This is a genomic window from Thiobacillus sp., from assembly GCF_030696885.1.
Classification (GTDB): Bacteria; Pseudomonadota; Gammaproteobacteria; order Burkholderiales; family Thiobacillaceae; genus Thiobacillus.
This window is the reverse complement of the sequence record NZ_JAUYRI010000003.1, coordinates 17,507-41,637: the sequence shown is the minus strand read 5'-3', so window position 1 is coordinate 41,637 and position 24,131 is coordinate 17,507. Positions and strand designations below refer to the sequence as shown.

General features: G+C 60.6%; 23 protein-coding genes. 10 read left to right on the top strand and 13 right to left on the bottom strand.

The genetic code is table 11. The features are described from left to right. Window positions 1-183: 183 nt before the first annotated feature. Both Q8R61_RS00330 and msrA read left to right on the top strand, forming a co-directional pair. Window positions 184-792, top strand: a complete 609-nt coding sequence (locus Q8R61_RS00330) for a glutathione S-transferase (protein ID WP_305533322.1) — start codon at window positions 184-186, stop codon at window positions 790-792. 57 nt (window positions 793-849) lie between these two features. Continuing rightward, the gene (msrA, locus tag Q8R61_RS00325; RefSeq protein WP_305533321.1) at window positions 850-1,383 is read left to right on the top strand and encodes a peptide-methionine (S)-S-oxide reductase MsrA; all 534 of its coding nucleotides are present in this window, start codon (window positions 850-852) and stop codon (window positions 1,381-1,383) included. Window positions 1,384-1,437: 54 nt separating this feature from the next. Here msrA and Q8R61_RS00320 read toward each other — a convergent pair whose 3' ends face one another. The 8 genes from Q8R61_RS00320 to Q8R61_RS00285 form a co-directional block, all read right to left on the bottom strand. Beyond that, window positions 1,438-2,277 carry a hypothetical protein gene (locus tag Q8R61_RS00320; RefSeq protein ID WP_305533320.1) on the bottom strand — a complete coding sequence of 280 codons (840 nt, stop codon included), beginning with the start codon at window positions 2,275-2,277 and terminating at the stop codon, window positions 1,438-1,440. 80 nt (window positions 2,278-2,357) lie between these two features. Continuing rightward, complete coding sequence (locus Q8R61_RS00315; RefSeq protein ID WP_305533319.1) at window positions 2,358-4,055, bottom strand: glutamine--tRNA ligase/YqeY domain fusion protein; 1,698 nt, start codon at window positions 4,053-4,055, stop codon at window positions 2,358-2,360. A gap of 40 nt (window positions 4,056-4,095) precedes the next feature. Further along, a complete protein-coding gene (locus tag Q8R61_RS00310) occupies window positions 4,096-4,428 on the bottom strand; it encodes a type II toxin-antitoxin system RelE/ParE family toxin (RefSeq protein ID WP_305533318.1) in 333 nt (110 codons plus the stop codon). A 4-nt stretch (window positions 4,429-4,432) separates the two neighbouring features. After that, complete coding sequence (locus Q8R61_RS00305; protein WP_305533317.1) at window positions 4,433-4,702, bottom strand: type II toxin-antitoxin system Phd/YefM family antitoxin; 270 nt, start codon at window positions 4,700-4,702, stop codon at window positions 4,433-4,435. 69 nt (window positions 4,703-4,771) lie between these two features. Then, window positions 4,772-5,905 carry a hypothetical protein gene (locus Q8R61_RS00300; RefSeq protein WP_305533316.1) on the bottom strand — a complete coding sequence of 378 codons (1,134 nt, stop codon included), beginning with the start codon at window positions 5,903-5,905 and terminating at the stop codon, window positions 4,772-4,774. Between the two features lie 37 nt (window positions 5,906-5,942). Further along, entirely contained in the window at window positions 5,943-7,019 is a 1,077-nt protein-coding gene (mnmA, locus tag Q8R61_RS00295) for a tRNA 2-thiouridine(34) synthase MnmA (RefSeq protein ID WP_305533315.1), read from the bottom strand. Beyond that, window positions 7,016-7,471 (bottom strand): NUDIX hydrolase, encoded by a 456-nt coding sequence (locus Q8R61_RS00290; RefSeq protein ID WP_305533314.1) that lies wholly within the window; start codon window positions 7,469-7,471, stop codon window positions 7,016-7,018. The genes mnmA and Q8R61_RS00290 overlap by 4 nt, the downstream gene beginning before the upstream one ends. Beyond that, on the bottom strand, window positions 7,464-8,036 hold the full coding sequence (locus tag Q8R61_RS00285; protein ID WP_305533313.1) for a pseudouridine synthase: 573 nt from the start codon (window positions 8,034-8,036) through the stop codon (window positions 7,464-7,466). The genes Q8R61_RS00290 and Q8R61_RS00285 overlap by 8 nt, the downstream gene beginning before the upstream one ends. Window positions 8,037-8,075: 39 nt before the next feature. Here Q8R61_RS00285 and icd point away from each other — a divergent pair, with 39 nt between their 5' ends. Then, on the top strand, window positions 8,076-9,317 hold the full coding sequence (gene icd, locus Q8R61_RS00280) for an NADP-dependent isocitrate dehydrogenase (RefSeq protein ID WP_305533312.1): 1,242 nt from the start codon (window positions 8,076-8,078) through the stop codon (window positions 9,315-9,317). 92 nt (window positions 9,318-9,409) lie between these two features. Here the strand turns inward: icd and Q8R61_RS00275 are convergent, their stop codons facing one another. After that, window positions 9,410-9,616: a cold-shock protein gene (locus Q8R61_RS00275; RefSeq protein ID WP_305533311.1), complete on the bottom strand. Its 207-nt coding sequence runs from the start codon at window positions 9,614-9,616 to the stop codon at window positions 9,410-9,412. A gap of 293 nt (window positions 9,617-9,909) precedes the next feature. Between Q8R61_RS00275 and earP the strand changes: the two genes are divergently transcribed. From earP to dnaE, 3 genes are all read left to right on the top strand, one after another. Continuing rightward, window positions 9,910-11,076 (top strand): elongation factor P maturation arginine rhamnosyltransferase EarP, encoded by a 1,167-nt coding sequence (gene earP / locus Q8R61_RS00270; protein WP_305533310.1) that lies wholly within the window; start codon window positions 9,910-9,912, stop codon window positions 11,074-11,076. A 25-nt stretch (window positions 11,077-11,101) separates the two neighbouring features. After that, entirely contained in the window at window positions 11,102-11,662 is a 561-nt protein-coding gene (efp, locus tag Q8R61_RS00265) for an elongation factor P (protein WP_305533309.1), read from the top strand. A gap of 162 nt (window positions 11,663-11,824) precedes the next feature. Further along, the gene (gene dnaE / locus Q8R61_RS00260) at window positions 11,825-15,265 is read left to right on the top strand and encodes a DNA polymerase III subunit alpha (protein WP_305533308.1); all 3,441 of its coding nucleotides are present in this window, start codon (window positions 11,825-11,827) and stop codon (window positions 15,263-15,265) included. 273 nt (window positions 15,266-15,538) lie between these two features. Here the strand turns inward: dnaE and Q8R61_RS00255 are convergent, their stop codons facing one another. Together Q8R61_RS00255 and metG are read right to left on the bottom strand one after the other, a co-directional pair. Beyond that, window positions 15,539-15,814, bottom strand: coding sequence for an acylphosphatase (locus Q8R61_RS00255; protein ID WP_305533307.1), 276 nt, complete (start codon window positions 15,812-15,814; stop codon window positions 15,539-15,541). 7 nt (window positions 15,815-15,821) lie between these two features. Next, window positions 15,822-17,876, bottom strand: a complete 2,055-nt coding sequence (gene metG / locus Q8R61_RS00250) for a methionine--tRNA ligase (RefSeq protein WP_305533306.1) — start codon at window positions 17,874-17,876, stop codon at window positions 15,822-15,824. Between the two features lie 393 nt (window positions 17,877-18,269). On the opposite strand from metG, the gene Q8R61_RS00245 reads away from it, so the two are divergent. From Q8R61_RS00245 to Q8R61_RS00235, 3 genes are all read left to right on the top strand, one after another. Then, entirely contained in the window at window positions 18,270-18,707 is a 438-nt protein-coding gene (locus Q8R61_RS00245) for a hypothetical protein (RefSeq protein ID WP_305533305.1), read from the top strand. A gap of 208 nt (window positions 18,708-18,915) precedes the next feature. Next, entirely contained in the window at window positions 18,916-19,323 is a 408-nt protein-coding gene (locus tag Q8R61_RS00240; RefSeq protein WP_305533304.1) for a hypothetical protein, read from the top strand. 39 nt (window positions 19,324-19,362) lie between these two features. Beyond that, the gene (locus Q8R61_RS00235) at window positions 19,363-21,075 is read left to right on the top strand and encodes a hypothetical protein (protein ID WP_305533303.1); all 1,713 of its coding nucleotides are present in this window, start codon (window positions 19,363-19,365) and stop codon (window positions 21,073-21,075) included. A 218-nt stretch (window positions 21,076-21,293) separates the two neighbouring features. Here Q8R61_RS00235 and Q8R61_RS00230 read toward each other — a convergent pair whose 3' ends face one another. Together Q8R61_RS00230 and Q8R61_RS00225 are read right to left on the bottom strand one after the other, a co-directional pair. Further along, window positions 21,294-21,905 (bottom strand): DUF924 family protein, encoded by a 612-nt coding sequence (locus Q8R61_RS00230; RefSeq protein WP_305533302.1) that lies wholly within the window; start codon window positions 21,903-21,905, stop codon window positions 21,294-21,296. A gap of 7 nt (window positions 21,906-21,912) precedes the next feature. After that, complete coding sequence (locus Q8R61_RS00225) at window positions 21,913-22,164, bottom strand: CDGSH iron-sulfur domain-containing protein (RefSeq protein ID WP_305533301.1); 252 nt, start codon at window positions 22,162-22,164, stop codon at window positions 21,913-21,915. Between the two features lie 143 nt (window positions 22,165-22,307). On the opposite strand from Q8R61_RS00225, the gene Q8R61_RS00220 reads away from it, so the two are divergent. Then, on the top strand, window positions 22,308-23,828 hold the full coding sequence (locus Q8R61_RS00220; RefSeq protein ID WP_305533300.1) for an FMN-binding glutamate synthase family protein: 1,521 nt from the start codon (window positions 22,308-22,310) through the stop codon (window positions 23,826-23,828). Window positions 23,829-24,131: the final 303 nt, after the last annotated feature.

Sequence of the window (24,131 nt, the reverse complement as noted above, 5' to 3'; positions counted from 1 at the left end):
CCCCCGATGTGCTGCCACTGCCGCATCCCAGCCCGCGCAATCGTCTATGGTTCAAGCGCCATCCCGGGTTCGAGGCCGAAATTCTCCCCCTGTTGCGCGAACGGGTTGGAGCCGCGATGACGGCAGGCGATAATGGCAGCGCTCGCAAGCCATCCTAATCAAGAAGACCTTCAGGGAACCCGTATGAAACTCGTCACCTCGCTCACCAGCCCCTACGGCCGCAAGGTCCGTGTCGTACTGGCGGAAAAGAAAATCCCGTTTCAGCTCCAGGTCGAAAACCCCTGGCTGCCCGACAGCCCCGTTGCCAGCGTCAACCCGCTCGGCAAGGTGCCGGTGCTGGTGCTGGAGGATGGCGTTTCCGTATTCGATTCGCGCGTCATCGTCGAATACCTCGACCATGTCAGCCCGGTGGCGCACCTGATCCCCAGCGAACCGAAAGCCCGCATGATGGTGCGCGGCGTCGAGGCACTGGCTGATGGCGTCACCGATGCTGCGGTGGCCGTGTTTCTGGAGAAGAAGCGCGCGCCCGAACAGCAGAGCGCCGACTGGCTGGTGCTGCAGGAGAAAACCCTGTTCCGCGGCCTCGAAGCCCTGTCCGAAGCACTCGGCGAAAAGCCCTGGTACCTCGGCAACAGCATGACCCTGGCCGATGTCGCCTGCGGCTGCACGCTCGGCTACCTGGGGCTGCGCTTTGCCGACATCGACTGGCGTGCCGCCCACCCCAACCTGGCGAAACTCTTCGACAAGTTGATGACGCGTGCGTCGTTCCAGGACACCGTGCCCGTCGTCTGAACCGTCATTGCGAGCCCCGGTCGAAGCAATCCCCCCTCGATATTAAGGACGAGCATCATGGCCCACGCAGTAGCAACTCTCGCAGGCGGCTGTTTCTGGTGCATCGAAACCGTGTTCAATCGCCTGCGCGGCGTCGAGTCCGCGGTCTCGGGCTACATGGGCGGCCACACCCTCAACCCGACCTACAATGACATCTGCAACGGCGACACCGGCCACGCCGAAGTGGTGCAGGTGACGTTCGATCCGGATGTGATGTCGTTTCGGGAATTGCTCGACGTCTTCTTCACCCTGCACGACCCCACTCAACTCAACCGCCAGGGCAACGACGTCGGCACCCAGTATCGATCGGCGATCTTCTGGCACACGCCCGAGCAGAAGGCTGAAGCGGAAGCGGTGATCGCCGAGCTGAATGCTTCAAAGCAGTTCGGCGCGTCCATCGTGACGGAAGTGAGCGAGGCGACGACCTTCTATCCCGCCGAGGATTACCACCAGCGCTACTTCGAGCAGAACCCGCATCAGCCCTATTGCCAGTTCGTGGTGGCGCCGAAGGTAGCGAAGGCGGAGGGGAAGTTTGGGGAACGCCTAAAGTAATTTGGAAATCATCTATCGTACGTGACTTTGCAAGACCTGATTTCTGAAGCGTGGCTAATGCCCAAGTAAGGTCTGCATTCTTGCCTGCAATGCCTGTGTTAGCGCGGCAAGTCCTTCAGCATTGTTGAGGTATCGAACATAACGAAGATGACGAAGGTCGAAGGGAATGTCATGTTCGCTCTGAGTAATTAGGATTACGTCACGCCCCAGCGTGTGGGCGATGCCGGCCTCGTAAAACACGTTCGGGTTTCGACCCGTGCAGTCGCAGATAACAATGCGAGAGCGGTCAATAAGTGAGACCACATCCTGGATGATCGCGGCGTGCTCCCAAATGTCGTCAGCTCGCCTGCACCTAAGCCCCGCGTTGTCAGCGGCCTGACGAATGCTGTCATAGATCGCGTTGAAGCCCGCGTCGAAAGGCATCATTGCGGACGCAAGGGTTGTCTCGATATTCTCGTGCTCGGGGATATGGAATACCGTAGGACGCTGTCTGCGGGGGTGAACGTTTCGGAGTAGGAAGCGATAAAGATCTACATCCTTTACTGCCCAATGGTTCCTCGAAAACTCGAAGTCATGAGGCATGTCTAGTTCTGTTCGGCTCGTGTAGATCATGCTGTTCTGTAGTGGAGGCACCTCCGCGTCGAAACTGATCTCCAATAACAAGTCTCTGCCAGCGATCCTCGCTCGGTTGATCTGACCAACGTAGGCGATTTCGTCCGTAATGCCTTCTTCGCAGAAAAGGCATGGGAGGGAGGTAAGGCGGTCCAGCAGAGGATTGCCACCATCCCGAAATTGGGTTGCGATGTGTTCATCGGTGTACTCGAACATTCGCCCCATTGGGACAGTAGCCCGTCCTGATGACCAATCAACGTTAAACATCAATAGATTGAACATCGCTCTCCCAAGTAATTCGGATCATCTCTAGGATCAAAGGCGCTAGGCTGAGCTGCCCCAGTTCTAATAGTCATTGATAGTTAATTACCTGCCTTAATCCACGAATCCTTCAACGTCACCGTACGGTTGAACACCGGCGCGCCGAGTTTCGAGTCGACGCGATCGGCGACGAAGTAGCCGTGGCGCTCGAATTGGAAGCGGTCTTCCGCCGCGGCGTCTTTCAGCGCAGGTTCCAGTTGTGCGCGGATGAGGCGTACCGAATCGGCATTCAGATCATTCAGGAAATCGCCACTTTCGCCGCCCGGCTGGGCGGTAGTGAACAGGCGGTCGTACAGACGCACCTCGGCTTCGTACGCATGGTCCGCGCTCACCCAATGGATGTTGCCCTTGACCTTGACTGAGTCGGCCCCCGGCGTGCCGGACTTGGTGTCGGGCAGGTAGTCGCAGTGGACGGCGGTGATGGTGCCGTCGGCGTCCTTGTCGCAGCCGGTGCAGGTGACGACGTAGCCGTAGCGTAGCCGCACCGAGTTGCCGGGGAATAGCCTGAAATAGCCCTTGGACGGGGTCTCCATGAAATCCTCGCGCTCGATCCACAGCTCGCGTGAAAACGGCACTGCGCGTTTGCCCAGGTCGGGCTGTTGCGGGTGGTTGGGGGCGAAGCAGTCTTCTGACTGGCCTTCCGGGTAGTTGTCGATGACGAGCTTGACCGGGTCGAGCACGGCGATGCGGCGCAGCGCGGAATCATTCAATACATCGCGCTGGCAGGCCTCGAACACGCTGTAGTCGATCCAGCCGTCGGACTTCGACACGCCGATCTGGTCGGTGAAGCGCTGGAAACCTTCTGCCGTGTAGCCGCGGCGGCGCGCGCCGACGAGCGTGGGCAGGCGCGGGTCGTCCCAGCCGCTGACGTGTTTTTCGTCGACCAGTTGGATGAGCTTGCGCTTGGAGAGCACGACGTAGGTCAGGTTCAGCCGCGCGAACTCGATCTGCTGCGGAACCGGGCGGGTGAAGAATCCGCCGTCGGCAAGCTTGTCGAGCAGCCAGTCGTAGAACGGCCGCTGGTCCTCGAATTCCAGCGTGCAGATCGAGTGGGTGATGTGCTCGATCGCGTCCTCGATCGGGTGGGCGTAGGTGTACATCGGGTAGATGCACCAGGTGTCGCCGGTGTTGTGATGATGCGCGCGCTTGATACGGTAGATCGCGGGGTCGCGCAGGTTGATGTTGGGCGAGGCCATGTCGATCTTCGCGCGCAGCACGTGGGTGCCGTCGGGGAATTCGCCGGCGCGCATCCTGCGGAAGAGGTCGAGGTTTTCTTCGACGCTGCGGCTGCGGTGCGGGCTGTCTTTTCCTTTTTCAGTCAGCGTGCCGCGGTATTCGCGCATCTCGTCAGCGCTCAGCGAATCGACGTAGGCGTGGCCGGCCGTAATCAAGTACTCGGCGCAGGCGTACATGGTGTCGAAATAGTTCGACGCGAAATAGAGATGCTTGCCCCAGTCGAAGCCCAGCCATTTCACCGATTCGGTGATCGCGTCGACGTATTCCTGGCTTTCCTTTTCCGGGTTGGTGTCGTCGAAACGTAGGTGGCACACGCCGCCGTAGTCGCGCGCCAGGCCAAAGTTCAGAAAGATCGACTTGGCGTGGCCCAGATGCAGGTAGCCGTTGGGCTCGGGCGGAAAGCGTGTCTCGACTCGGCCGCCCCATTTCCCGGCGGCGTTCTGCTCGTCGATGATGTTTCGGATGAAGTTGGCAGCGGGCGCGGTGATGGGGGAATTGCTCATATGCGGTGCGTAGGGAGAAAGTCGGTCGAAAAATCGTGTCTCAGTTTGGCCCGCCGAGCAGCCGCTGCGCGAGCAGGGTCTGCATGTCACGACGGCCATCGGCAATCAGATACACGACAACCTCGGTGCGGATTATCCGGTAAATCAGCCGGTAGGGCTTGAAAAACACCTGGCGGTATTGATGAATGCCCAGCACCAGCAACTCCCGGGGGTGTGAGCCGCGCTCGGGAAAGGTTGTCAGATCGCCGGCGACTTTCAGCAGCCTGTCCAGCACACGGTCGGCGGCCGCTTTGGAATCGTGATGCGCGATGTAGTCGTGGAGCGCTTCCAGATCGCGCTCCGCGCCTGCGGTCAGCAGGACCTTGTAGGGCATGGGCTCAGGCTTGCTTGGCGCGTAGCCGCTTGACGACATCGCCCAGCGGGCGTGTCCTGCCAGCCTCGACGTCCTGGTTGCCTAGCGCCAGCAGCTTCAACAAGGCCAGCGTTTCCTGGGTTTCCTCGTAGCTGGCCACGTCCTGGATGACCGCCTTGGCTTCGCCGTTCTGCGTGATGATCATGGCTTCGCGCTGATCGGTAAGTTGCTGCAGCACTTCGGCGGCATTGGCTTTCAGATAGCTGATGGGTTTAACTTGGGTCGAGTAGCGCATGGTGGGCTCCTGAATAGATGAGACTGAATATAGTCCTTTATCGGTTGTGCTGCAATGAGCCAATGAGCCTTAGTGCGTTTTACTTACCCTGTTGTAACTCGCATACGTCTTTTGAACAAAATCGTCAATTTCTTTCCATTGGGAAAGCCTGGAAAAAGGGAATGTGTACATCAGGCTGACACCATTCGGCAGGTCTTTCTCTACGTCACATGGTTGTCCAATGAGTGAGACGGAAGAAGCTTTGTTCATGCAGCGTATAACGTGCTCGCCAGAGACAAACCATTTCCATACACGGCCTTCTGTTGAATACGTGGTGAGTTGCATTACATCGTCGTACGTGGCGAGAACATTTCTTCGACCACCACTTGCTTCCAGAGCCATTTGCCCAGCTTCGACGGCTGGAGATGAATTGGTATCCAAGCCAGTCTGGATTTCCCATTCCTTTTTGAGGCTTAGGCCTTGGCGTACTGCGGATGATTTGATTCTGATATTGAGCCGGTCCCTATTGCCGAGATTCTTGAATGCTTGTTCATTTTCTAGATTGCGATTGGCGTAATCTGGAAATAGAAACTCCACAGTGACTTCTGTTTGCATGCGGCTGGAAAAGGTCTGCATATATTTAGGTAAATAGTCCTCCCGTATTGAACCGATGTGATTGGACGGAATCGACAACCAAACATTACTGGGACGCAGTCGGATGGTCTCAACTCGCGCAGAAAATTGATCATTTGGGGTTGCCGTGCGCTGACTCTCATGTCTTTCTGGCCACATTTTAGAGTTCAGCCAGAAACCAGATAAAAAAACCATGACCAGAAAAAGCTGGCTTGTTACGCCCAATGGCAATTTCAACAGGTGGGGTTGCCAAAATGGCAGCTTGAATAGCTTCCATACCTGTCTTTGTGCCAATAGGAGGCACATCAAGAGGAAGAGTCCTCCAGTAAGTGCGTTGAGTATTTTTCTATCGTCTATTTGTGTGGACAGGACTACACCTAATATCAAGGTTGTAATCCCGGCACCAAAAACCTGAAGTGCAAATATGAGCACAGCTGCAATTATTTTTTGCGGCTGGGGCAGTGTATTGCCAGAACGTCGAGGGAATCGTGCAGCTAGCACGCTTGCACCTAACGCCAAGCCCGAGAAGGCAGACCAAATGGCCAAGAATTTGAGGGCGACATAAAGAACGATTAAACCTGCAACACCCATAATTCATTACTCCTTGGGGGGGTGAGTACGCGTTGTGTCAGGCGATGATGCCGCCGCCGAGACACACTTCGCCATCATATAAAACCACAGATTGTCCGGGCGTGACGGCCCATTGCGGCTGTTCGAAGGCGAGCTCCAGCGTGTCATCGTCGAGCCGCGTGATGTGGCAGGGCGCATCGGTCTGCCGGTAGCGGGTCTTGGCGGTATAGGGTTTGGTCGGATCGGGGGCGAGGCCGCTGATCCAGTTGAGCTGGCCGGCGGCCAGCGTCATGCGTTTGAGCAGCGGGTGGTCGTGACCCTGCACCACGACCAGCGTGTTTCTGGCCATGTCCTTGGCGGCGACGAACCACGGTTCATCGTTGCCGTCCTTCTGTCCGCCGATGCCGAGGCCCTGGCGCTGGCCGAGGGTGTAATACATCAGGCCCTGGTGCTGGCCGACCACGTGGCCTTCGGGCGTTTTCATGTCGCCGGGGTTGCGCGGCAGGTAACGCTCGAGGAATTCGCGAAAGTTGCGCTCGCCGATGAAACAAATTCCCGTGCTGTCCTTCTTGGCGGCGTTGGGCAGGCCGATTTTTTGCGCCAGCGCACGCACCTCGGGCTTGGGCAGATGAGCGAGCGGAAACAGGGAAGGGGAGAGTTGCGCCAGGCTCAGGCGGTAGAGAAAATAGCTCTGGTCCTTGTTAGTGTCCGCCGCGCGCAACAGCGTGGCACGGCCGGCCGCGTCCGTTCCCTTGCCAACGTAATGCCCGGTGGCGATGTATTCGGCGCCGCGCGCGATGGCGTCGTCGAGGAAGGCCTTGAACTTGATTTCGGCGTTGCACAGCACGTCGGGGTTGGGGGTGCGGCCGGCCTGGTATTCGGCGAGGAAATAGCTGAACACGCGTTCCTTGTATTCGGCGGCGAAGTTGACCGCCTCGACCTCGATGCCGAGCACGTCGGCCACTGCCAGCACGTCGAGAAAATCCTGGCGCGCGGTGCACTGCTCGGTGTTGTCGTCGTCGTCCCAGTTTTTCATGAAGACGCCGAGCACGTCATAGCCCTGCTGTTTCAGCAGATAGGCGGCGACGGCGGAATCGACGCCGCCCGACATGCCGACGACAACCTTGGTGCTCATGCGTGATTCACGAAGTCGAGCGGAAAGCGCCGACCGGCCAGATAATCCTGCATGCAGCGCATCACCAGCGGACTGCGGTGAGGAACGAGGCTGGCAGCGATTTCATCCGGCGTCAGCCATACGGCACGCACGATGCCGGTATCCAGCGCACGTTCGGCGTCGAAGCCGGTCACGCTGCAGACGTAGGCAAAGCGCAGGTAGGTGATGTCGCGCTGCGGGTAGTGCGTGGTGTAGCAGCCCAGCAGCGCGATCGGTTCGACGTGGTGCGCGGTTTCCTCCAGCGTCTCGCGCCGCACCGCCTCGATCAGCGTCTCACCTCGTTCCCAGTGGCCGGCCGGCTGGTTGAGGCGCAGGCCTTCGGCCGTGTGTTCCTCGACAAGCAGGAATTTGCCGTCGCGTTCGACGATGGCGGCGACGACGACATGGGGCAGCCAGGTTTCGGTGTCAGACATGAGTCTCTTTCCATTCTCCGGGCAGAAGCGTGCCCAGCGGCCATTCGCCGACGGCGGCGCGGATCAGCCGCAGCGTGGGGAAACCGATCTTCGCCGTCATCCGCCGCACCTGGCGGTTCTTGCCTTCGCTGATCGTGAGTTCGATCCAGGCGGTGGGGATCAGGGCGCGAAAACGGACCGGTGGAGTGCGCGGCCACAGCCCGGCGGGTTCATCGATGAGTCGGGCCGTGGCCGGGCGGGTGACGAAATCGCCGAGATCGACGCCGCGGCGCAGCGGCTCCAGGTTGGCATCGGTTGGCGCACCTTCGACCTGCGCCCAGTAGGTTTTGGGCAGCTTGTGCTTCGGATCGGCGATCCGGCTCTGGGTCGGGCCGTCATCGGTTAAAATCAGCAGGCCTTCGCTGTCGGCGTCCAGCCGCCCGGCCGCATACACGCCGGGTACGCTGAGGTGGTCGCGCAGGCCCTGCCAGCGCCCCTCGGGGGTGAACTGGCTCAGCACGCCGTAGGGTTTGTTGAACAGGATCAATCGCGCCACGCTGGAGACGAACGTCGTAAAAGCCGCCATTTTAACGTTACCCGAGCACTCACCTTAATTTATCCCGCCATGACTTATCAGCACATCCAGATCCCCGCCAACGGCCAGAAAATCACTGTCAACGCCGACAATTCGCTGAACGTGCCCGACACGCCCATCATCCCCTTCATCGAGGGCGACGGCACCGGCGTTGACATCACGCCGGCGATGCGCCGCGTCGTCGATGCCGCGGTGGCCAAGGCCTATGGCGGCAAAAAGCAGATCGCCTGGATGGAAGTGTTCGCCGGCGAGAAGTCAGTCAAGGTCTACGGCGGCGACCAGTGGCTGCCGGACGAGACCGTGCAGGCGGTGAAGGAGTATGTGATCTCGATCAAGGGCCCGCTCACCACGCCGACTTCGGGCGGCATGCGCTCGCTCAACGTCGCGTTGCGCCAGATGCTCGACCTCTATGTGTGTCTGCGTCCGGTGCGCTACTTCACCGGCGTGCCCAGCCCGGTCAAGGCGCCGGAAAAGGTCGACATGGTGATCTTCCGCGAGAACACCGAGGACATCTACGCCGGCGTCGAGTGGGAGGCCAACTCCGACCAGGTGAAAAAGGTCATCGAATTCCTGCAAAAGGAAATGGGCGTGACCAAGATCCGCTTCCCCGAGTCGTCGGCGATCGGCATCAAGCCGGTGTCGGTCGAAGGCTCCGAGCGGCTGATCCGCAAGGCGATCCAGTACGCGATCGACAACAAGCGCCGTTCGGTGACCCTGGTTCACAAGGGCAACATCATGAAGTTCACCGAGGGCGGCTTCAAGAAGTGGGGCTATGAGCTCGCCGCGCGCGAGTTCGGCGCCAAGCTGATCGGCGAAGGTCCGTGGATGGAATTGCCCAACGGCATCGTCATCAAGGATGTGATCGCCGATGCCTTCCTGCAGCAGATCCTGCTGCGTCCCGATGAGTACGACGTGATCGCCACGCTGAACCTGAACGGCGACTACATTTCCGACGCGCTGGCGGCCGAAGTCGGCGGCATCGGCATCGCGCCGGGCGCCAACCTGTCCGACACCGTGGCGATGTTCGAAGCCACCCACGGCACCGCGCCGAAGTACGCCGGCAAGGACTACGTCAACCCGGGCTCGCTGATCCTGTCGGCCGAGATGATGCTGCGCCACCTGGGCTGGGTCGAGGCGGCCGACCTGATCGTCGCCAGCATGGAAAAAGCCATCGCGGCGAAATCCGTGACCTACGACTTCGCACGCCTGATGGACGGCGCGACCGAGGTGAAGTGCTCGGCGTTTGCCGAGGCGATGGTCGCCAAGATGTAAGCCGGCTTCCGGCCAATAAAAACCCCGTCGTAGCGGGGCTGCATCAAAAAGAAACCCCGCCAAGGCGGGGTTTCCTGATTCAATTCAACAACTCAACCCTGCGGCTGGATGTTGGAAGCCTGCTTTCCCTTGGGGCCCTGGCTGACTTCGAACGTGACTTTTTGACCTTCTTTCAGGGTCTTGAAGCCGTTGGACTGGATGGCGGAAAAATGTGCGAACACATCCTCACCGCCGTCATCCGGGGTGATAAAGCCAAAACCCTTGGCGTCGCTGAACCACTTGACGGTACCTGTTGCCATTCAAACTCCCTCCTTGGCGAGACACGAACATAACCGCGGTGAGCGCAATTGCGTCTGCGGATGACATGACGGCGTGATTTTTTTGGCCGTCGGTCTGAATTCAAGCGCGCTACCCGGTAATGCCCCAGCGGTAATGCCAAACCTGTACGGTTCTTGAAACCAAACTGATTGCTTTTTACTCCCGCGTATCGGTTTTTACAAGAGGGAAAGCGTGAATAAACAAGGGACTGGCCCGACTGTGGTTTCATTCCAACCCCGGATTTTCATGATGTCGATACGGTAGGATGCGGGCCATGCGCACCCGCTGGGACATTTTCTGCACCGTCATCGACAACTATGGCGACATCGGCATCGCCTGGCGACTGGCGCGCGGACTGGCGCGCGAACACGACCTCGCCGTGCGGCTGTGGGTGGACGACCTGCAGGCTTTCCGGCATCTCTGGCCGGCAATCGATCCGGATGCCGACACGCAGCTTCGCGAGGGCGTGACGGTCTGCGCATGGCGCACGCCGTTTGGGGCAGCCGAACCGGCGCAGGTGGTGATCGACGCCTTTGGCTGCGCGCTGCCGGACGCCTATCTGGATGCAATGGGCGCGCAGTCGCCGCCGCCGGTCTGGATCAATCTCGAATACCTGTCTGCCGAACCGTGGGTGGCCGAACACCACGGCCTGCCGTCGCCGCATCCGCGGCTGCCGCTGACGCGGTATTTCTTTTTCCCCGGCTACACGGCGGATACTGGCGGCCTGCTGGCCGAGGCCGACCTTGCCACGCGGCGCGCCGCATTCGTGCAGGACGGCTGCCCGGCATTCTGGCGCACGCTGGGGCTTGCGTCGCCGCAGCCAGATGAACTGCGGGTGTCGCTGTTCGCCTACGAGAATCCGGCGCTGCCCGCTCTGCTCGACGCCTGGGCCGCCGACCCGCGGCCTGTCACCTGCCTGGTTCCGGAAGGCCGGGTCATTCCGCAACTGGCAGCGTGGCTGTCGGTTGCCGGCTTGCAGGCGGGCGAAATGCATCAGCGCGGAGCGGTGCGGCTGCATGTCCTGCCGTTTGTGGATCAGGACACCTACGACCAGCTGTTGTGGGCGTGCAACCTGAATTTCGTGCGCGGCGAGGATTCGTGCGTGCGTGCGCAGTGGGCGGCGCGCCCGCTGGTGTGGCAGGCCTATCCGCAGGCCGACGCGGCGCACTGGGACAAGACCCACGCGCTGCTGGCGCATTACATCGAGGGCTTGCCTGACGACGCGGCGCGCGCGGTCAGCGATCTATGGCGGCACTGGAACGGCATGCCGGCCGAGGAGGGCGTCGCCGCCAGTTGGGCGGCCTGGCGTGCGCAAGAGGCCGCGATCGAACGCCATGCCGAAGCCTGGTGCGGGCGGCTGGAGCGGGCTGGCCGACTTACTGCGAAGCTGGTTGATTTTGCTGAAAATAAGTTAAAATCCCGGGTTTTCTCAAACCCTTAGCGCTCTCGCAGCAGGACACACACTCATGAAAATCGCACAGGAACTCCGCGCCGGCAACGTCGTGATGATCGGCAAAGACCCGATGGTGGTGCAAAGGGCCGAATTCTCGAAGTCGGGCCGCAATTCCTCCGTCGTCAAAATGAAACTGAAGAACCTGCTGACCGGTTCCGGCACGGAAAGCGTCTACCGTGCCGACGACAAGTTTGAAACCGTCAACCTCGAGCGCAAGGAATGCACCTATTCTTACTTTGCCGATCCGCTGTACGTGTTCATGGACAGCGAATACAACCAGTATGAAGTCGAAGGCGACAACCTCGGCGACGCGCTGAACTACCTCGACGACGGCATGCCGGTCGAAGTGGTGTTCTACGACGGCAAGGCGATCTCGGTCGAGATGCCCACCACCGTCGTGCGCGAAGTCGAATACACCGAACCTGCCGTGCGCGGCGACACCTCGGGCAAGGTCATGAAGCCGGCCCGCATCAAGCCCACCGGGTATGAGTTGCCGGTCGCGGCTTTCGTCGAAATCGGCGACATGATCGAGATCGACACCCGCACCAACGAGTTCAAGCGCCGCGCCAACTGAGCGTGGTTGTTGCCGATTTATCGGCTTTACAACCACGGCCTGCCCCTTGCGGGTGGAGTGCTGTGCGTGATTCGGACAAAAGGCAGCCGAGGCTGCCTTTTTGTTTTTTGGCTCACCCTCGCGCAGCGTTAAAATAGCCCCCTGCTTTTTCGTTGCGCCACCATGACCGACCCGCGTTTCATCCATCTTCGCCTGCACACCGAATATTCCATCGCCGATGGGCTGGTGCGGGTGGGCGAGGCCGTCAAGCGCGCCAAGGACGTCGCGATGCCGGCGTTGGGCATTTCCGACCTGTCCAACACCTTCGGCTGGGTGAAGTTCTACCGCGCGGCGCGCGGCGCCGGCATCAAGCCGGTGTTCGGTTGCGACGTCTGGGTGAGCAACGCCGCCGACCGCAACCGGCCGTCGCGCCTGCTGCTGCTGGTGCAGCACCGCGAAGGCTATCGCCGCCTGTGCGAACTGCTGACCCGCGCCTACCAGGACAACATTCACCGCGGCCGCGCCGAAATCGATCCCGCCTGGCTCGCCGAGGGCACCGACGGCCTGCTGGCCTTGTCGGGAGGCGACGCCGGCAACGTCGCGCAGGCGATCCTCGACGACAAGCCCGATGCCGCACGCGCCGCCGCCGAAGCCTGGGCGACGCTGTTTCCCGGACGCTATTACCTGGAGCTGCAGCGCTTCGGCCAGCCGCACGCCGAGCACCTGATCGACGGCCTGCTCGACATTGGCGCCGCGCTGAATCTGCCGGCGGTTGCCACCCACCCGATCCAGTTCGTGGCGCCCGACGACTTCAAGGCGCACGAAGCGCGCGTCTGCATTGCCGAGGGCATGATGCTGGGCGATCCGCGCCGGCCGCGGCCATTCACCGCCGAACAGTATTTCAAGACGCCGGACGAGATGACGGCGCTATTCGCGGACCTGCCGGAGGCGCTCGCCAACAGCGTCGAAATCGCCAAGCGCTGCAACCTCACGCTCGAACTCGGCAAGAGCCAGCTGCCCGATTTCCCGACGCCCGCCGGCATGAGTCTCGATGACTACATGCGGCAGCGTTCCTTCGAGGGCCTCGCCGAACGCATGGCCCACCTTTACCCCGACGAAGCCGAGCGCGCCACAAAACTGCCCGAATACACCGAGCGTCTGGAATTCGAACTCGGCACGATCATCCAGATGGGCTTCCCCGGCTACTTCCTGATCGTGTCCGACTTCATCAACTGGGCCAAGAACAACGGCGTGCCGGTGGGGCCGGGGCGCGGCTCCGGCGCGGGTTCGCTGGTCGCCTACAGCCTGCGCATCACCGACCTCGATCCGCTCGCCTACGACCTGCTGTTCGAGCGCTTCCTCAACCCCGAGCGGGTGTCGATGCCCGACTTCGACATCGACTTCTGCCAGGACGGGCGCGACCGCGTGATCCAGTACGTGAAGGAGAAATACGGCCACGCGGCGGTGTCGCAGATCGCCACCTTCGGCACCATGGCGGCCAAGGCGGTGCTGCGCGACGTCGGCCGCGTGCTCGACCTGCCGTATCTGTTCGTCGACAAGTTCGTCAAGCTGGTGCCCAACGAGCTCGGCATTTCACTGGCCGAGGCGCGCGAAAAGGAGCCGCAGATCGACGAGCGCGCGCGCAACGAGGAAGAACTCGCCGAGCTGCTTCCCCTGGCGGAAAAGCTCGAAGGCATCACCCGCAACGTCGGCATGCACGCGGGCGGCGTGCTGATCGCGCCGGGCAGGCTTACCGATTTCTGTCCGCTGTATCAGGCGGAAGGCTCGGATGCCGCGGTGTCGCAGTTCGACAAGGACGACGTCGAGGCGATCGGCCTGGTCAAGTTCGACTTCCTCGGCCTGCGCACGCTGACCATCCTGGCCGAGGCAGTGCGCTTCGTGCAGCGGCATGAAGACCGCACCAAGTTTCAGCTGGAAGACCTGCCGCTCGACGATCCGGCGGTGTACAAGCTGTTCGCCGACGGCAACACCACCGCGGTATTCCAGTCCGAATCGCGTTCGGCCAAGGATCTGGAAAAGAAGCTCAAGGGCGACTGCTTCGAGGACATCATCGCGCTGATGGCGCTCAACCGGCCGGGTCCGCTCGGCTCCGGCATGGTGGACGACTTCATCGCGCGCAAGCAGGGCAGGCAGAAGCCGGAGTATTTCCACCCCGACCTTGAACCTGTTTTGAAGTCGACCTACGGCATCATCGTCTACCAGGAGCAGGTGATGCTGGTGGCGCAGATTCTGGCCGGCTACAGCCTCGGTGCCGCCGACATGCTGCGGCGCGCGATGGGCAAGAAGAAGCCCGAGGAAATGGCCAAGCAGCGCGAGATTTTCCTCACCGGCGCGGCCAAGCGCGGGGCCGACACCAAGGTCGCCGAACGCCTGTTCGACCTGATGGAAAAATTCGCCGAATACGGCTTCAACAAGTCGCACTCGGCGGCCTACGCCCTGATCGCGTATCACACCGCCTGGCTCAAGGCCTATTACCCGGCCGAATTCATGGCGGCGACGATGTCGTCGGAAATGTCCGATACCGACAAGGTGCGCATCTTCTATGAGGACTGCCGCGCCAACGGACTGACCATGCTGCCGCCCGACATCAATCTGTCGGGCTACCGTTTCGAGCCGGTGTCCAGGACCGAAATTCGCTATGGACTGGGCGCGATCAAGGGCAGCGGCGAAGCGGCGATTGGCGCGATCGTCGCCGAACGTGAAGCCAACGGTCCGTATAATGGCTTGTTTGACCTGGCTCGGCGCGTCGACAAGCGCTACCTCAACCGCCGCACGCTGGAAGCGCTGGTGAAAGCGGGTGCGTTCGATGCCCTGAACGACCACCGGGCCAGCCTGATGGCCTCGGTCGGCGCGGCGCTGGAAACCGCCGACCGCGCCGCGCGCAGCGGCGGCCAGGTCGGCCTGTTCGGCGAAGCGCTCGACGGCGGCGGCGAAGACCTGATCGACGCGCCGGTGTGGCCCGAGCAGGAAAAGCTGCTGCAGGAGAAATCCGCGCTCGGTTACTTCTTCAGCGGCCACCCGTTCACGTCGTATCTGGCCGAGGTGTCCAGCTTCGCCAAGCGGCAGCTCGACAGCCTGGAGCCCTCGCGTGACCCGGTGATGCTGGCCGGCATTGTTGTTTCGCTACGCACGCAGATGACGCGGCGCGGCAAGATGCTGATTTTGCTGCTGGACGACGCGACCGCGCAGGTCGAAGTGGTGATTTTCAATGAACTCTACGAGCAGAGCCGCCATCTGCTGAAGGACGACGCCCTGCTGGTCATCGAGGGCAAGGTCAACCGCGACGACTATTCAGGCGGAATGCGGGTCACGGCGGAGCGGATCTACGACCTGGCGGGTGCGCGCACCCGCTTCGCCCAAGGCCTGCAACTGGCGTGTAATGGCCAATGCCATGGCCAGTCCCACAGCGGGCGCAAGCTGGCCGAGCTGCTCGCACCCTACAAGGTGCAGGAGGGCGGTTGCCCGGTCTGGGTGGATTACCATACCCCCAGCGCCCGTTGCCGGGTGCGCCTGGGCGAGGACTGGCGGGTGCGGCTGGATGACCGGCTGATCGAGTCGCTGGCCGGCTGGCTCAAGCCCGAGGCGGTCAACGTCATTTACTGATTCATTGCGGATTCCCAGGCAACGGCCTGGTACAAAACGACGCTTAGGCGGGTTTTGTGTAACAAAGTGTTGACATGAGTTCCGTTATATTAGACTATTCTAATAACACTGAGGTCGCCGCAATGGCACTTGGTGTTGTCTCCTCCAATCCTCCTCCTTTGGTGGATACTCTGCCCGGCTCTTCACTGAGCTGGGCATTTTTTTGTCTGTACGAAGTGGCCCGCCGCAAAGGCAGGCAACGCCCGACCTGATCACACGCCACATCCGCCGTACTTAATCGACCCGCTTGTCGAATCCGCTGAAAGGCCCGAGCGACTCGTCCGACTCGACCTCGACCCGGTCGACCCGCGCCTGTGGCGGGCCACGGTGCGCCCATTCGATGAGCGCGTCGACGGCGGCCTCTTCACCCTGGACCACCGCCTCGACCGTGCCGTCCGGCGTATTGCGCACCCAGCCTGTCACGTTCAGCCGCAGGGCCTCGCTGCGCATGGATTCGCGAAACCACACCCCCTGCACCCGGCCATGAATGAGCAGGTGCTGCGTTTTCATTGCGCGATCACTTCACCTTCATGCCCGGCTGCGCGCCGCTGTCGGGCGACAGGATGAAGAGGCCGGGCGCGTCGCCCGAGGCGGCCAGCACCATGCCTTCGCTCATGCCGAACTTCATCTTGCGCGGCGCCAGGTTGGCGACCATCACCGTCATCCGCCCCACCAGCGCTTCAGGCGCATAGGCCGACTTGATGCCGGCGAACACCTGGCGCGTGCCGAGTTCGCCGAGGTCGAGCGTCAGCCGCAACAGCTTGTCGGCCCCCTCGACGTGCTCGGCGTTGGCGATGCGCGCGATGCGCAGATCGATCTTGGCGAAGTCGTCGATGCTGATCGTGTCGGCAACCGGGGCGGCGGCCGGCTGCGCAGCGTGCGCCTGCGCTTCGGCGTGGCGTGCAGGTGCAGGGGCCGGAGTCGGTTCGAGGTTCTGTTTGTTGGCTTCTACCATGGCTTCAATTGCTTTCGGGTCGATACGGGTCATCAGGTGGTTGTACGCGTTGATGCGGTGGCGGATAAACAGGCTCTGGGAATCATCCCAGGCGAGCGGATCAATATTGAGGAAAGCTTCGACCTCGCCGGCGAGCTTCGGCAGCACCGGCTTCAGGTACAGCGTCAGCAGGCGGAAGCAGTTCAGCGCGACCGTGCACACTTCGTGCAGTCGATAGACCGCTTCGGGCTTCTTGGCGAGCTCCCAGGGTTTTTCGTCGGCGACGTACTGGTTGGCGCGGTCGGCCAGCGCCATGATTTCCCTTAAAGCCTTGGCATAATCGCGTGCCTCGTAATGCGCGGCGATGGTGCCGGCCGCGGCCTGGAAATCGCCGATCAGTTCGAGGTTGGCCACGCCGTCGGCGAGCTTGCCCTCGAAATTCTTGTGGATAAAGCCGGCGGTGCGGCTGGCGATGTTGATGAACTTGCCGACCAGGTCCGAATTCACCCGCGCGACGAAGTCGTCGAGGTTCAGATCGATATCCTCCATCGAGCCGTTGAGCTTGGCCGCGTAGTAATAACGCAGCCACTCGGGATTCAGCTTCTGCGCGAGGTAGCTTTCGGCGGTGATGAAGGTGCCGCGCGACTTCGACATCTTCTGCCCGTTCACCGTCAAAAAGCCGTGCGCGTACACCGCGGTCGGCAGGCGGTGGCCGGAAAATTTGAGCATCGCCGGCCAGAATAGCGCATGGAAATACAGGATGTCCTTGCCGATGAAGTGCACCAGCTCGGTTTTCGATTCCGCACCCCACCAGGCGTCGAAGTCGAGGCCGTTGTCCTTGGCGTATTTGGCGAAGCTCGCCATGTAGCCCACCGGCGCGTCGAGCCACACATAAAAATATTTGCCCGGCGCATCGGGAATCTCGAAGCCGAAGTAGGGCGCGTCGCGGCTGATGTCCCAGTTGTTCAGGCCCGAGGCGAACCATTCCTGCATTTTGTTGGCGGCTTCGTCCTGCAGCGCGCCCGACTTGGTCCACTCGCGCAGGAAGGCCTCGCAGGCGCCGAGCTTGAAGAAGTAATGCTCGGAATCCTTGTGCACCGGCGTTGCGCCCGACACCGCCGACACCGGGTTCTTCAACTCGGTCGGGCTGTAGGTTGCGCCGCACACCTCGCAGTTGTCGCCGTACTGGTCCGCCGCGCCGCACTTCGGGCATTCGCCCTTGATGAAACGGTCCGGCAGAAACAGGTTCTTCACCGGGTCGTACAACTGGGCGATCGTCTTGACTTCGATCAGCCCGGCGTCTTTCAGGCGCAGGTAGATTTTCGAAGCCAGCTCGCGGTTCTCATCCGAATGCGTCGAGTAGTAATGGTCGAAGCCAATGTGAAAACCCGCGAAGTCGCGCGTGTGCTCGTCCCACACCCGGCCGATCAGCGCCTCCGGCGTGATGCCTTCCTTCTCCGCGCGCAGCATGATCGCGGTGCCGTGGGTGTCGTCGGCGCACATGTAGCGGCAGTCGTGGCCGCGAATTTTCTGGAAGCGCACCCAAATGTCGGTCTGGATGTATTCGACCAGGTGGCCGAGGTGGATGCTGCCGTTGGCGTAGGGCAGGGCGGAGGTGACGAGGATCTGGCGGGACATGGAAAGGCCGGAAGGCGCAAAACCGCCATTTTACCCGGGGGGCGCGAATGCCGGCTAGAAACGCGAGCCCGGCTGCTTTCGGCCTCCTCAAGTTTGAACGCGCGCACGTGGATTTCTTACGATATCAGCGTGAAGACGCATCACAGTTTCTCGGAATGGCCGTTGTTCGGACAAAGCGGACGCTCGCGACGCTATGCTAGTTAGCTAGCTACCAAGGGTTGCACTGTACTCACGCTGCGTCCGTTTTTTCACAGTAATAGACGGACCCAGGAATCAAAACATCTCTGATAATGATGTGGGGAGGGGTGCTACGATGGCTTCCGTAAAGAAGTCCGGACCCGTGGGGTCCGTCTAATTACTGTTAGCGCCGTCTGAAATATCAAGGAAGCGGAAATGAGCGACGCCCCATCTCTCTCCAAAGAAGAGATACAAGCAAAGGTCCATGCCAAGCTAGACGAATACAAACAACTGAGCATGCTGGAGCAGTACGCTATGTTTATGGGCAAAGCTCAGATATTGGAATTTGGGCTAAAAGGCTTACTCACACGCAGATACAACATTCCTCCTGAAGATATGGAGCGATGGACCCTCGGTATAACAAGAAACGAACTCAGAGACAGAGGATTGCGAGCCGATTTCATTTCTTTATTGGATAGCTTGGTTGACTATCGCAACAACATGGCCCATGAGTTCCTAGTAAATAACGCAATCACACGGTCAATTGCAGACCTCAGTCAGCGCAAGTTGTATGGCGACTTGTTCCGTGCAGTCTACGAGCTTGAGCAAATAATCATTTTGTATGACTGGTGCGAAGAGAATGGCGGCTGGTAGTTTTGCGCCTAGCATCTCGGTCCACCGGAAGCTCAACAAGCTGCGCTTGTTGGCTTCCCTCCACGCTGGGCGCTCCGGCGCCACTTACTTCAATATTTGATTGCAGCGTTCGCATCGAGACGTTGACTGACAAACGATGAACATCCACCGGTTTCTACACATCGCACCAATGGCGGAAGGAATACGGTTACGGCTTCGCCGATACCTTATGGACCGCGAAGTTGACCGAGAGCGCCGCCGCATCGTCAAGAACGGGGGAAATGCAGCAGACATTTGGGAAGACGGTAGTTGGCAGTTCGAGTACCAGTTGCTCGAAGAGGACGAGGCCAGCTTCCATTCCAAGCAGCTATTGGGGCGCGCTCGTGAACTTCGAATTCCAACGCCGCCAGTGTTCGAGGGAGATGTTTTGTCCGCTGATTACCAGCGTAGTGGATTGGATGGCCACCGCTATTACTTGTCACTCGCCGGTGAGCAAAAAGTTCGCTCGGCTATCCGCGAGGAGGAAAAATATCGGTCGGAGCGTTGGGCGAGGCGCATTCCCTATATCACTGCACTTAGTGGCCTGATCGGCACCATCACCGGTCTTGTGGCTCTTCTAGCCAAGTGGGGGCCATAGTCACCGTGTGGCGACAATCTAAGCACGCTGAATGACTTAATGGACGCTTCCGGCCAACAAGCTATGCCACCGCTAGTGATAGATGCAGCTGCCCAGAAGCTCCAAGAGCTAGCCATCTCGACTGATTGGCTAACACTTTCCGCACGTAGCGCGATCGAGACGGCTTCGAGAGTCTATGCGAGATGTCCACCGCAACAGCGCAAGCTTGCTGGTATCGACGCGGCGAACTACCTGCAGGCGGTCATACCGCAAATTCAAGCAGATGTTCTTGAACAACACGGCAGCTACGGACCGGTCCGATGGCTTTGGTACCTGCGGCGTACACCTAACAGCCTCTTTGAAGGGGGCTATCGGACCACGCTTGGTTATGATCGGATCTTGGCCGAGATGCTTTCGTCGAAATTCACGGCAAGCGATGCTAGCGGAATGGCGGATCGCGTCGCATTTCGCGTCGATGACGCGGTCTTTCGGCACCTTGTCCGTTATGTCGGACGCGTGAAGCTCTTGTCGCACCTGCACTCCTTATACCGGCGCGTTGGCAAAGGCGCAGTTCTCGATGCAAGCCGTCCGCTTCTCATGGCCAACACCAGTGAGGCTATTGAGCGTGCAATTCAGATATACGACCAGCGGCACGACCGCCACCACGAGTTTAGTGGGGCGGGGCTGGGGATGGTCACTATAGAACCTGATTTCCAATTGCTCGTTAACGAGCAGTTAAACAGGGAACCAATGGCATTTCTGTCGATGGGCTGCACGCCCAGCTTTCAAGCGCCCATAACCTATCCAGATGGGGCTGGCGGTCTCTCCATCGCCACGGTAAGCGTTCAGCACGTGATATCGAAACTGAGCTTGGCTCGAATCCTGAATCCCGTGGGTGTCGAAGCAGGTATCCCGCACTACTTGCCCGGCATTGCAGCTCTGGCCCAATTATTGATGTTGGTGCCGGCGATCTGTGTGCACGTGCCATGGGCACTCAGCTCGATTACTCAACAGGGATATGTTTTCGTGGGCGAAGAGCGGCTGCGTGACATCGTCGATCACCATATACACGGGATTGTCGAGCAATTAGCACCGTTGACACCGGGCTTCGCCTGGCCTGCGAACTTCATCCAGTGGCGCGACTCCTTGCTGGCTGTCACCGCATCCGTATGGCCACTCTCCAGCGGAAATGTTATGCGGCGGTTCCGCGGAAATTTCCTCATCGATACCACTGGGGCCTCACATGCACTACTGCATCGACTTGAGCTCAATCGTTCGCCGGCGATCGGCAATATGAGGGGGAGGGAGTTCGAGTTGCAGTGCCAGGACCTAATCGACGGTACGTCTTGGGAGCCACCGCCTGAAGTGAAATCCCTTCGTGGACGGCCGCTGCGCCAGAGTGGCGGGGTACTGACCGACATTGATGCTATTGGCGTCAGGGAACGAACTCTGCTGATCGTGTCATGCAAGAGCGTCATCTACGACCGCGACTACGATCAGGGGGTATTCCGCGTCATCAGGAACGCCCAGGCTACCATTGATGGTGCGGTTGAAGCGTGGGAGGGGATCGTCGCGGAGTTAAGGCGGCAGCCGATAGGCGAGAACTTTGATCTTTCCAAATTTGACGAAATCATCGGGGTTGTGTGTTCCCCCTTCGCGGTGTATTCAAGCGAGGAACGAACCCTAGCGTTTGTAAAGCCGAATCTGCGGGTCAGTTCGTCAATGTTAGAACTCAGAGATTGGCTAACGGGCAACGCGGCCTCCAAAAGCTGACGCTCGCCAACGGCCACAAGTGGCACACACCCGACATTTGAGTGGGTGGGGCGAATGACTTGCTCAGGGTCGGTGCGAACGCTCAGTAGGGTGGCTTCAACCGTCCGCTCAGGCCGATAAGCAGAACTTCAATTTTTCAGTCTAACTACCCGCAATGGGCTGCGGACTAGACCGGTGGAGGCAGCGAGTCCACATCCCCCGACCGGCGGGGCCGTGGGCTAAAAACGCGATCCAGGCTGTTTCAGGAATTCAAGCTCTTCGGGCGTGGATGGCCGCCCCAGAATTTCATTGCGATGCGGAAAGCGGCCGAAGCGTGCCACCACGTCGAGATGCTTGCGCGCGTAGTCGAGGAAGTTGTCGAATAATGCACGTTCGTCAGTGGCTGCTTCATTCGCCAGTTGCTCATAGAGCGATACGGACTGCTCCTGCATTTCAATCGACTCGGCATGCTCCAGCGGCAGGTAGAGAAACACGCGCTCAATCGGCGCCAGTTTTCTGTCCTCGCCGGATTCCAGTGCGGCGAGACTCAGCGCCAGCGACTGCGGGTCGGTGGCAAAGGCCTGTGGTTGGTCGCGATGGATGTGGTGCGGAAACTGGTCGAGCACGATCACCAGTGCCAGCCGTCCGCGCGGTGTGTGCGCCCAGTGATCGAGCCGGCCTGCGGTGGCGGCGGTCAGCGTATCGGCGAAGCGATCGATGACCGCCTGGTCGTTGGCGAGCGATTTGCCGAACCACAGCTTGCTTTGCCGGCCGGCGATCTCGGCCGCGCTGCCCGACGCGCCGAACCAGAAGTCGAGCACGCTTTCGGGCGGGGCAGGCAGGGCGGACATGAATGGCTCAGAAAATGTCGTCGGGCAGGTCGTTGTGGCTGCCGTCGCAGAAGGGCTTGTCCTTGGTGTGCTTGCAGTTGCACAGCCACACCGTGGTCTTTTCCTTGATGACGAACGGTTGCGGCTCCAGTCCGGTGCCTTCGTGCGAGCCGTCGCAGAAGGGCTGCGTCATCGAGCGGCCGCATGAACACCACCAGTATTCACCGGGTTCGAGCTCAAGTTCGGCGGGATTGCGGTCGTACACAACGGGATCGGACATGAAAAGTCTCCTGCGAAAAGGCATGATTCTAGCCGCTTCGGCGAACAGAAGTCCGTACGCGGTGTGTGGCAATCCGGGTGGGCATGCACGGGACTGTGCATTCTGGTTCCAGGAAATGTCCGCGCGCAAAAAAGTGAGGCCTCATGAATCGTATCGCCGATCTTGACTGGGTGGTGCCGCTGCTGGAATTGCTGGCGGCATTGTTCGTCCTGATGCTGGGCCTGGCCACGCTGGTCGTCATCGTCGTCTATCTGCTCGATGTGACGCAGACCAAGCAGGCCTTGCGCCGGAACTATCCGGTCATCGTGCATTTTCGCTATGCGTTGGAGCATTTGGGCGGATTTTTCCGCCAGTATTTTTCTGCGATGGATCGCGAGGAAATGCCGTTCAACCGCGCGCAGCGGGCATGGGTGTATCGCGCGGCCAAGAATATCGACAACACGGTGGCCTTCGGCTCGACGCGCGACCTGCGTCCGCCCGGCTCCATCCTGTTCGTCAACACGCCTTTTCCCACGCTGAACGAGGATGCCGTGCCCCCGCACGCGGTGACGATCGGGCCGGATTGTCCGCATCCCTATGTCACGCATTCGATCTTCAACATTTCGGGCATGAGCTACGGCGCGATTTCCCGGCCCGCCGTGCTGGCGCTGTCCAAGGGTGCCAAGCGGGCGGGATGCTGGATGAACACGGGAGAGGGCGGCTTGTCGCCCTGGCATCTGGAAGGCGGCGCCGACATCGTGTTCCAGATCGGCACCGCCAAAAACGGCGTGCGCGATCTGGAAGGCCGGTTGGACGACGACCGGCTGCGCGCGATGGCCGCCCATCCGCAAGTCCGGATGTTCGAGCTCAAACTGTCGCAGGGTGCCAAACCGGGCAAGGGCGGCATCCTGCCCGGCGCCAAGGTCACGCCCGACATTGCGGCCATCCGCAACATCCGCGTGGGCGAGGATGCGATCAGCCCCAATCGCCATCCCGAGATCGCCAACAATGCGCAACTGCTCGACCGGATTGCGCATATCCGTACGCTGACCGGCAAACCCACCGGACTCAAGACGGCGCTGGGCGGGCCGGACTGGCTGGACCAGCTGTTTGCCGAAATCAACCAGCGCGGTGCGGCCTGCGCGCCCGACTTCATTTCGCTCGATGGCGCCGAGGGTGGCACCGGCGCGGCGCCGCAGGCACTGATCGATGACATGGGGCTGCCCTTGCGCGAAGCCCTGCCGATGCTGGTCGACATGCTGGTGAAGCATGGCCTGCGCGAGCGGATCAAGGTTGTTGCGGCAGGCAAGCTCATCACGCCCGCGGATGCGGCATGGGCGCTGTGCATGGGGGCAGATTTCGTGAATTCCGCGCGTGGTTTCATGTTTGCGCTGGGCTGCATTCAGGCCTTGCAATGCAACCGCAATACCTGTCCCACCGGCATCACCACGCACGACCGCCGCCTGCAACGCGGGCTGGTGCCCGAAGACAAGGCGGAGCGCGTGGCCAATTACCATCGCAACCTGACCTATGAGGTGGGCGTCATCGCCCATGCCTGTGGCGTGCGCGAACCGCGTGCGCTGAACAGGCGCCACTGCCGGGTGGTGGGGGCGTCTGGCCTGTCGGTGCCGCTCGTGGTGCTGCATCCGGAGCAGGGACCACACTCGCCTCAGGCTCTTGATTAAAAAGTAAAAACAAGCCGGGTCGCGCACCCGGAACGTCTCGCAGCGCCCACACCCGACTCAGCCTCTTCCTACAGAGCATTCGGCACGCGACGGCATCGCTGGTGGTCGACTCTCCAGACAATGGGTATCGAGTCGCAGGCTGCCATGCTGGATGTGGATCCCCTCCACTTTTTAGAACGTTCTGCATGTGCCTGGGTCACTCCTGCATGAATGGCCAATCGACTGGTCGTTCTCGGCGCATGCAACTCATGGTCTGCGCGCTTGCCGCGTGCTTGCATGGCCTCCATTTACATCCATTCTCAA

Coding starts and splice junctions, on each gene's coding strand:
- Q8R61_RS00320 (WP_305533320.1), bottom strand. CDS start 2,277: ATGTTCAATCTATTGATGTTTAACGTTGATTGGTCATCAGGACGGGCT.
- Q8R61_RS00310 (WP_305533318.1), bottom strand. CDS start 4,428: ATGCCCTACAAGGTCCTGCTGACCGCAGGCGCGGAGCGCGATCTGGAA.
- Q8R61_RS00235 (WP_305533303.1), top strand. CDS start 19,363: ATGGACGCTTCCGGCCAACAAGCTATGCCACCGCTAGTGATAGATGCA.
- Q8R61_RS00230 (WP_305533302.1), bottom strand. CDS start 21,905: ATGTCCGCCCTGCCTGCCCCGCCCGAAAGCGTGCTCGACTTCTGGTTC.
- Q8R61_RS00305 (WP_305533317.1), bottom strand. CDS start 4,702: ATGCGCTACTCGACCCAAGTTAAACCCATCAGCTATCTGAAAGCCAAT.
- Q8R61_RS00300 (WP_305533316.1), bottom strand. CDS start 5,905: ATGGGTGTTGCAGGTTTAATCGTTCTTTATGTCGCCCTCAAATTCTTG.
- Q8R61_RS00225 (WP_305533301.1), bottom strand. CDS start 22,164: ATGTCCGATCCCGTTGTGTACGACCGCAATCCCGCCGAACTTGAGCTC.
- efp (WP_305533309.1), top strand. CDS start 11,102: ATGAAAATCGCACAGGAACTCCGCGCCGGCAACGTCGTGATGATCGGC.
- mnmA (WP_305533315.1), bottom strand. CDS start 7,019: ATGAGCACCAAGGTTGTCGTCGGCATGTCGGGCGGCGTCGATTCCGCC.
- dnaE (WP_305533308.1), top strand. CDS start 11,825: ATGACCGACCCGCGTTTCATCCATCTTCGCCTGCACACCGAATATTCC.
- Q8R61_RS00255 (WP_305533307.1), bottom strand. CDS start 15,814: ATGAAAACGCAGCACCTGCTCATTCATGGCCGGGTGCAGGGGGTGTGG.
- Q8R61_RS00290 (WP_305533314.1), bottom strand. CDS start 7,471: ATGTCTGACACCGAAACCTGGCTGCCCCATGTCGTCGTCGCCGCCATC.
- Q8R61_RS00285 (WP_305533313.1), bottom strand. CDS start 8,036: ATGGCGGCTTTTACGACGTTCGTCTCCAGCGTGGCGCGATTGATCCTG.
- Q8R61_RS00330 (WP_305533322.1), top strand. CDS start 184: ATGAAACTCGTCACCTCGCTCACCAGCCCCTACGGCCGCAAGGTCCGT.
- Q8R61_RS00245 (WP_305533305.1), top strand. CDS start 18,270: ATGAGCGACGCCCCATCTCTCTCCAAAGAAGAGATACAAGCAAAGGTC.
- Q8R61_RS00315 (WP_305533319.1), bottom strand. CDS start 4,055: ATGAGCAATTCCCCCATCACCGCGCCCGCTGCCAACTTCATCCGAAAC.
- Q8R61_RS00220 (WP_305533300.1), top strand. CDS start 22,308: ATGAATCGTATCGCCGATCTTGACTGGGTGGTGCCGCTGCTGGAATTG.
- earP (WP_305533310.1), top strand. CDS start 9,910: ATGCGCACCCGCTGGGACATTTTCTGCACCGTCATCGACAACTATGGC.
- metG (WP_305533306.1), bottom strand. CDS start 17,876: ATGTCCCGCCAGATCCTCGTCACCTCCGCCCTGCCCTACGCCAACGGC.
- Q8R61_RS00240 (WP_305533304.1), top strand. CDS start 18,916: ATGGACCGCGAAGTTGACCGAGAGCGCCGCCGCATCGTCAAGAACGGG.
- Q8R61_RS00275 (WP_305533311.1), bottom strand. CDS start 9,616: ATGGCAACAGGTACCGTCAAGTGGTTCAGCGACGCCAAGGGTTTTGGC.
- icd (WP_305533312.1), top strand. CDS start 8,076: ATGACTTATCAGCACATCCAGATCCCCGCCAACGGCCAGAAAATCACT.
- msrA (WP_305533321.1), top strand. CDS start 850: ATGGCCCACGCAGTAGCAACTCTCGCAGGCGGCTGTTTCTGGTGCATC.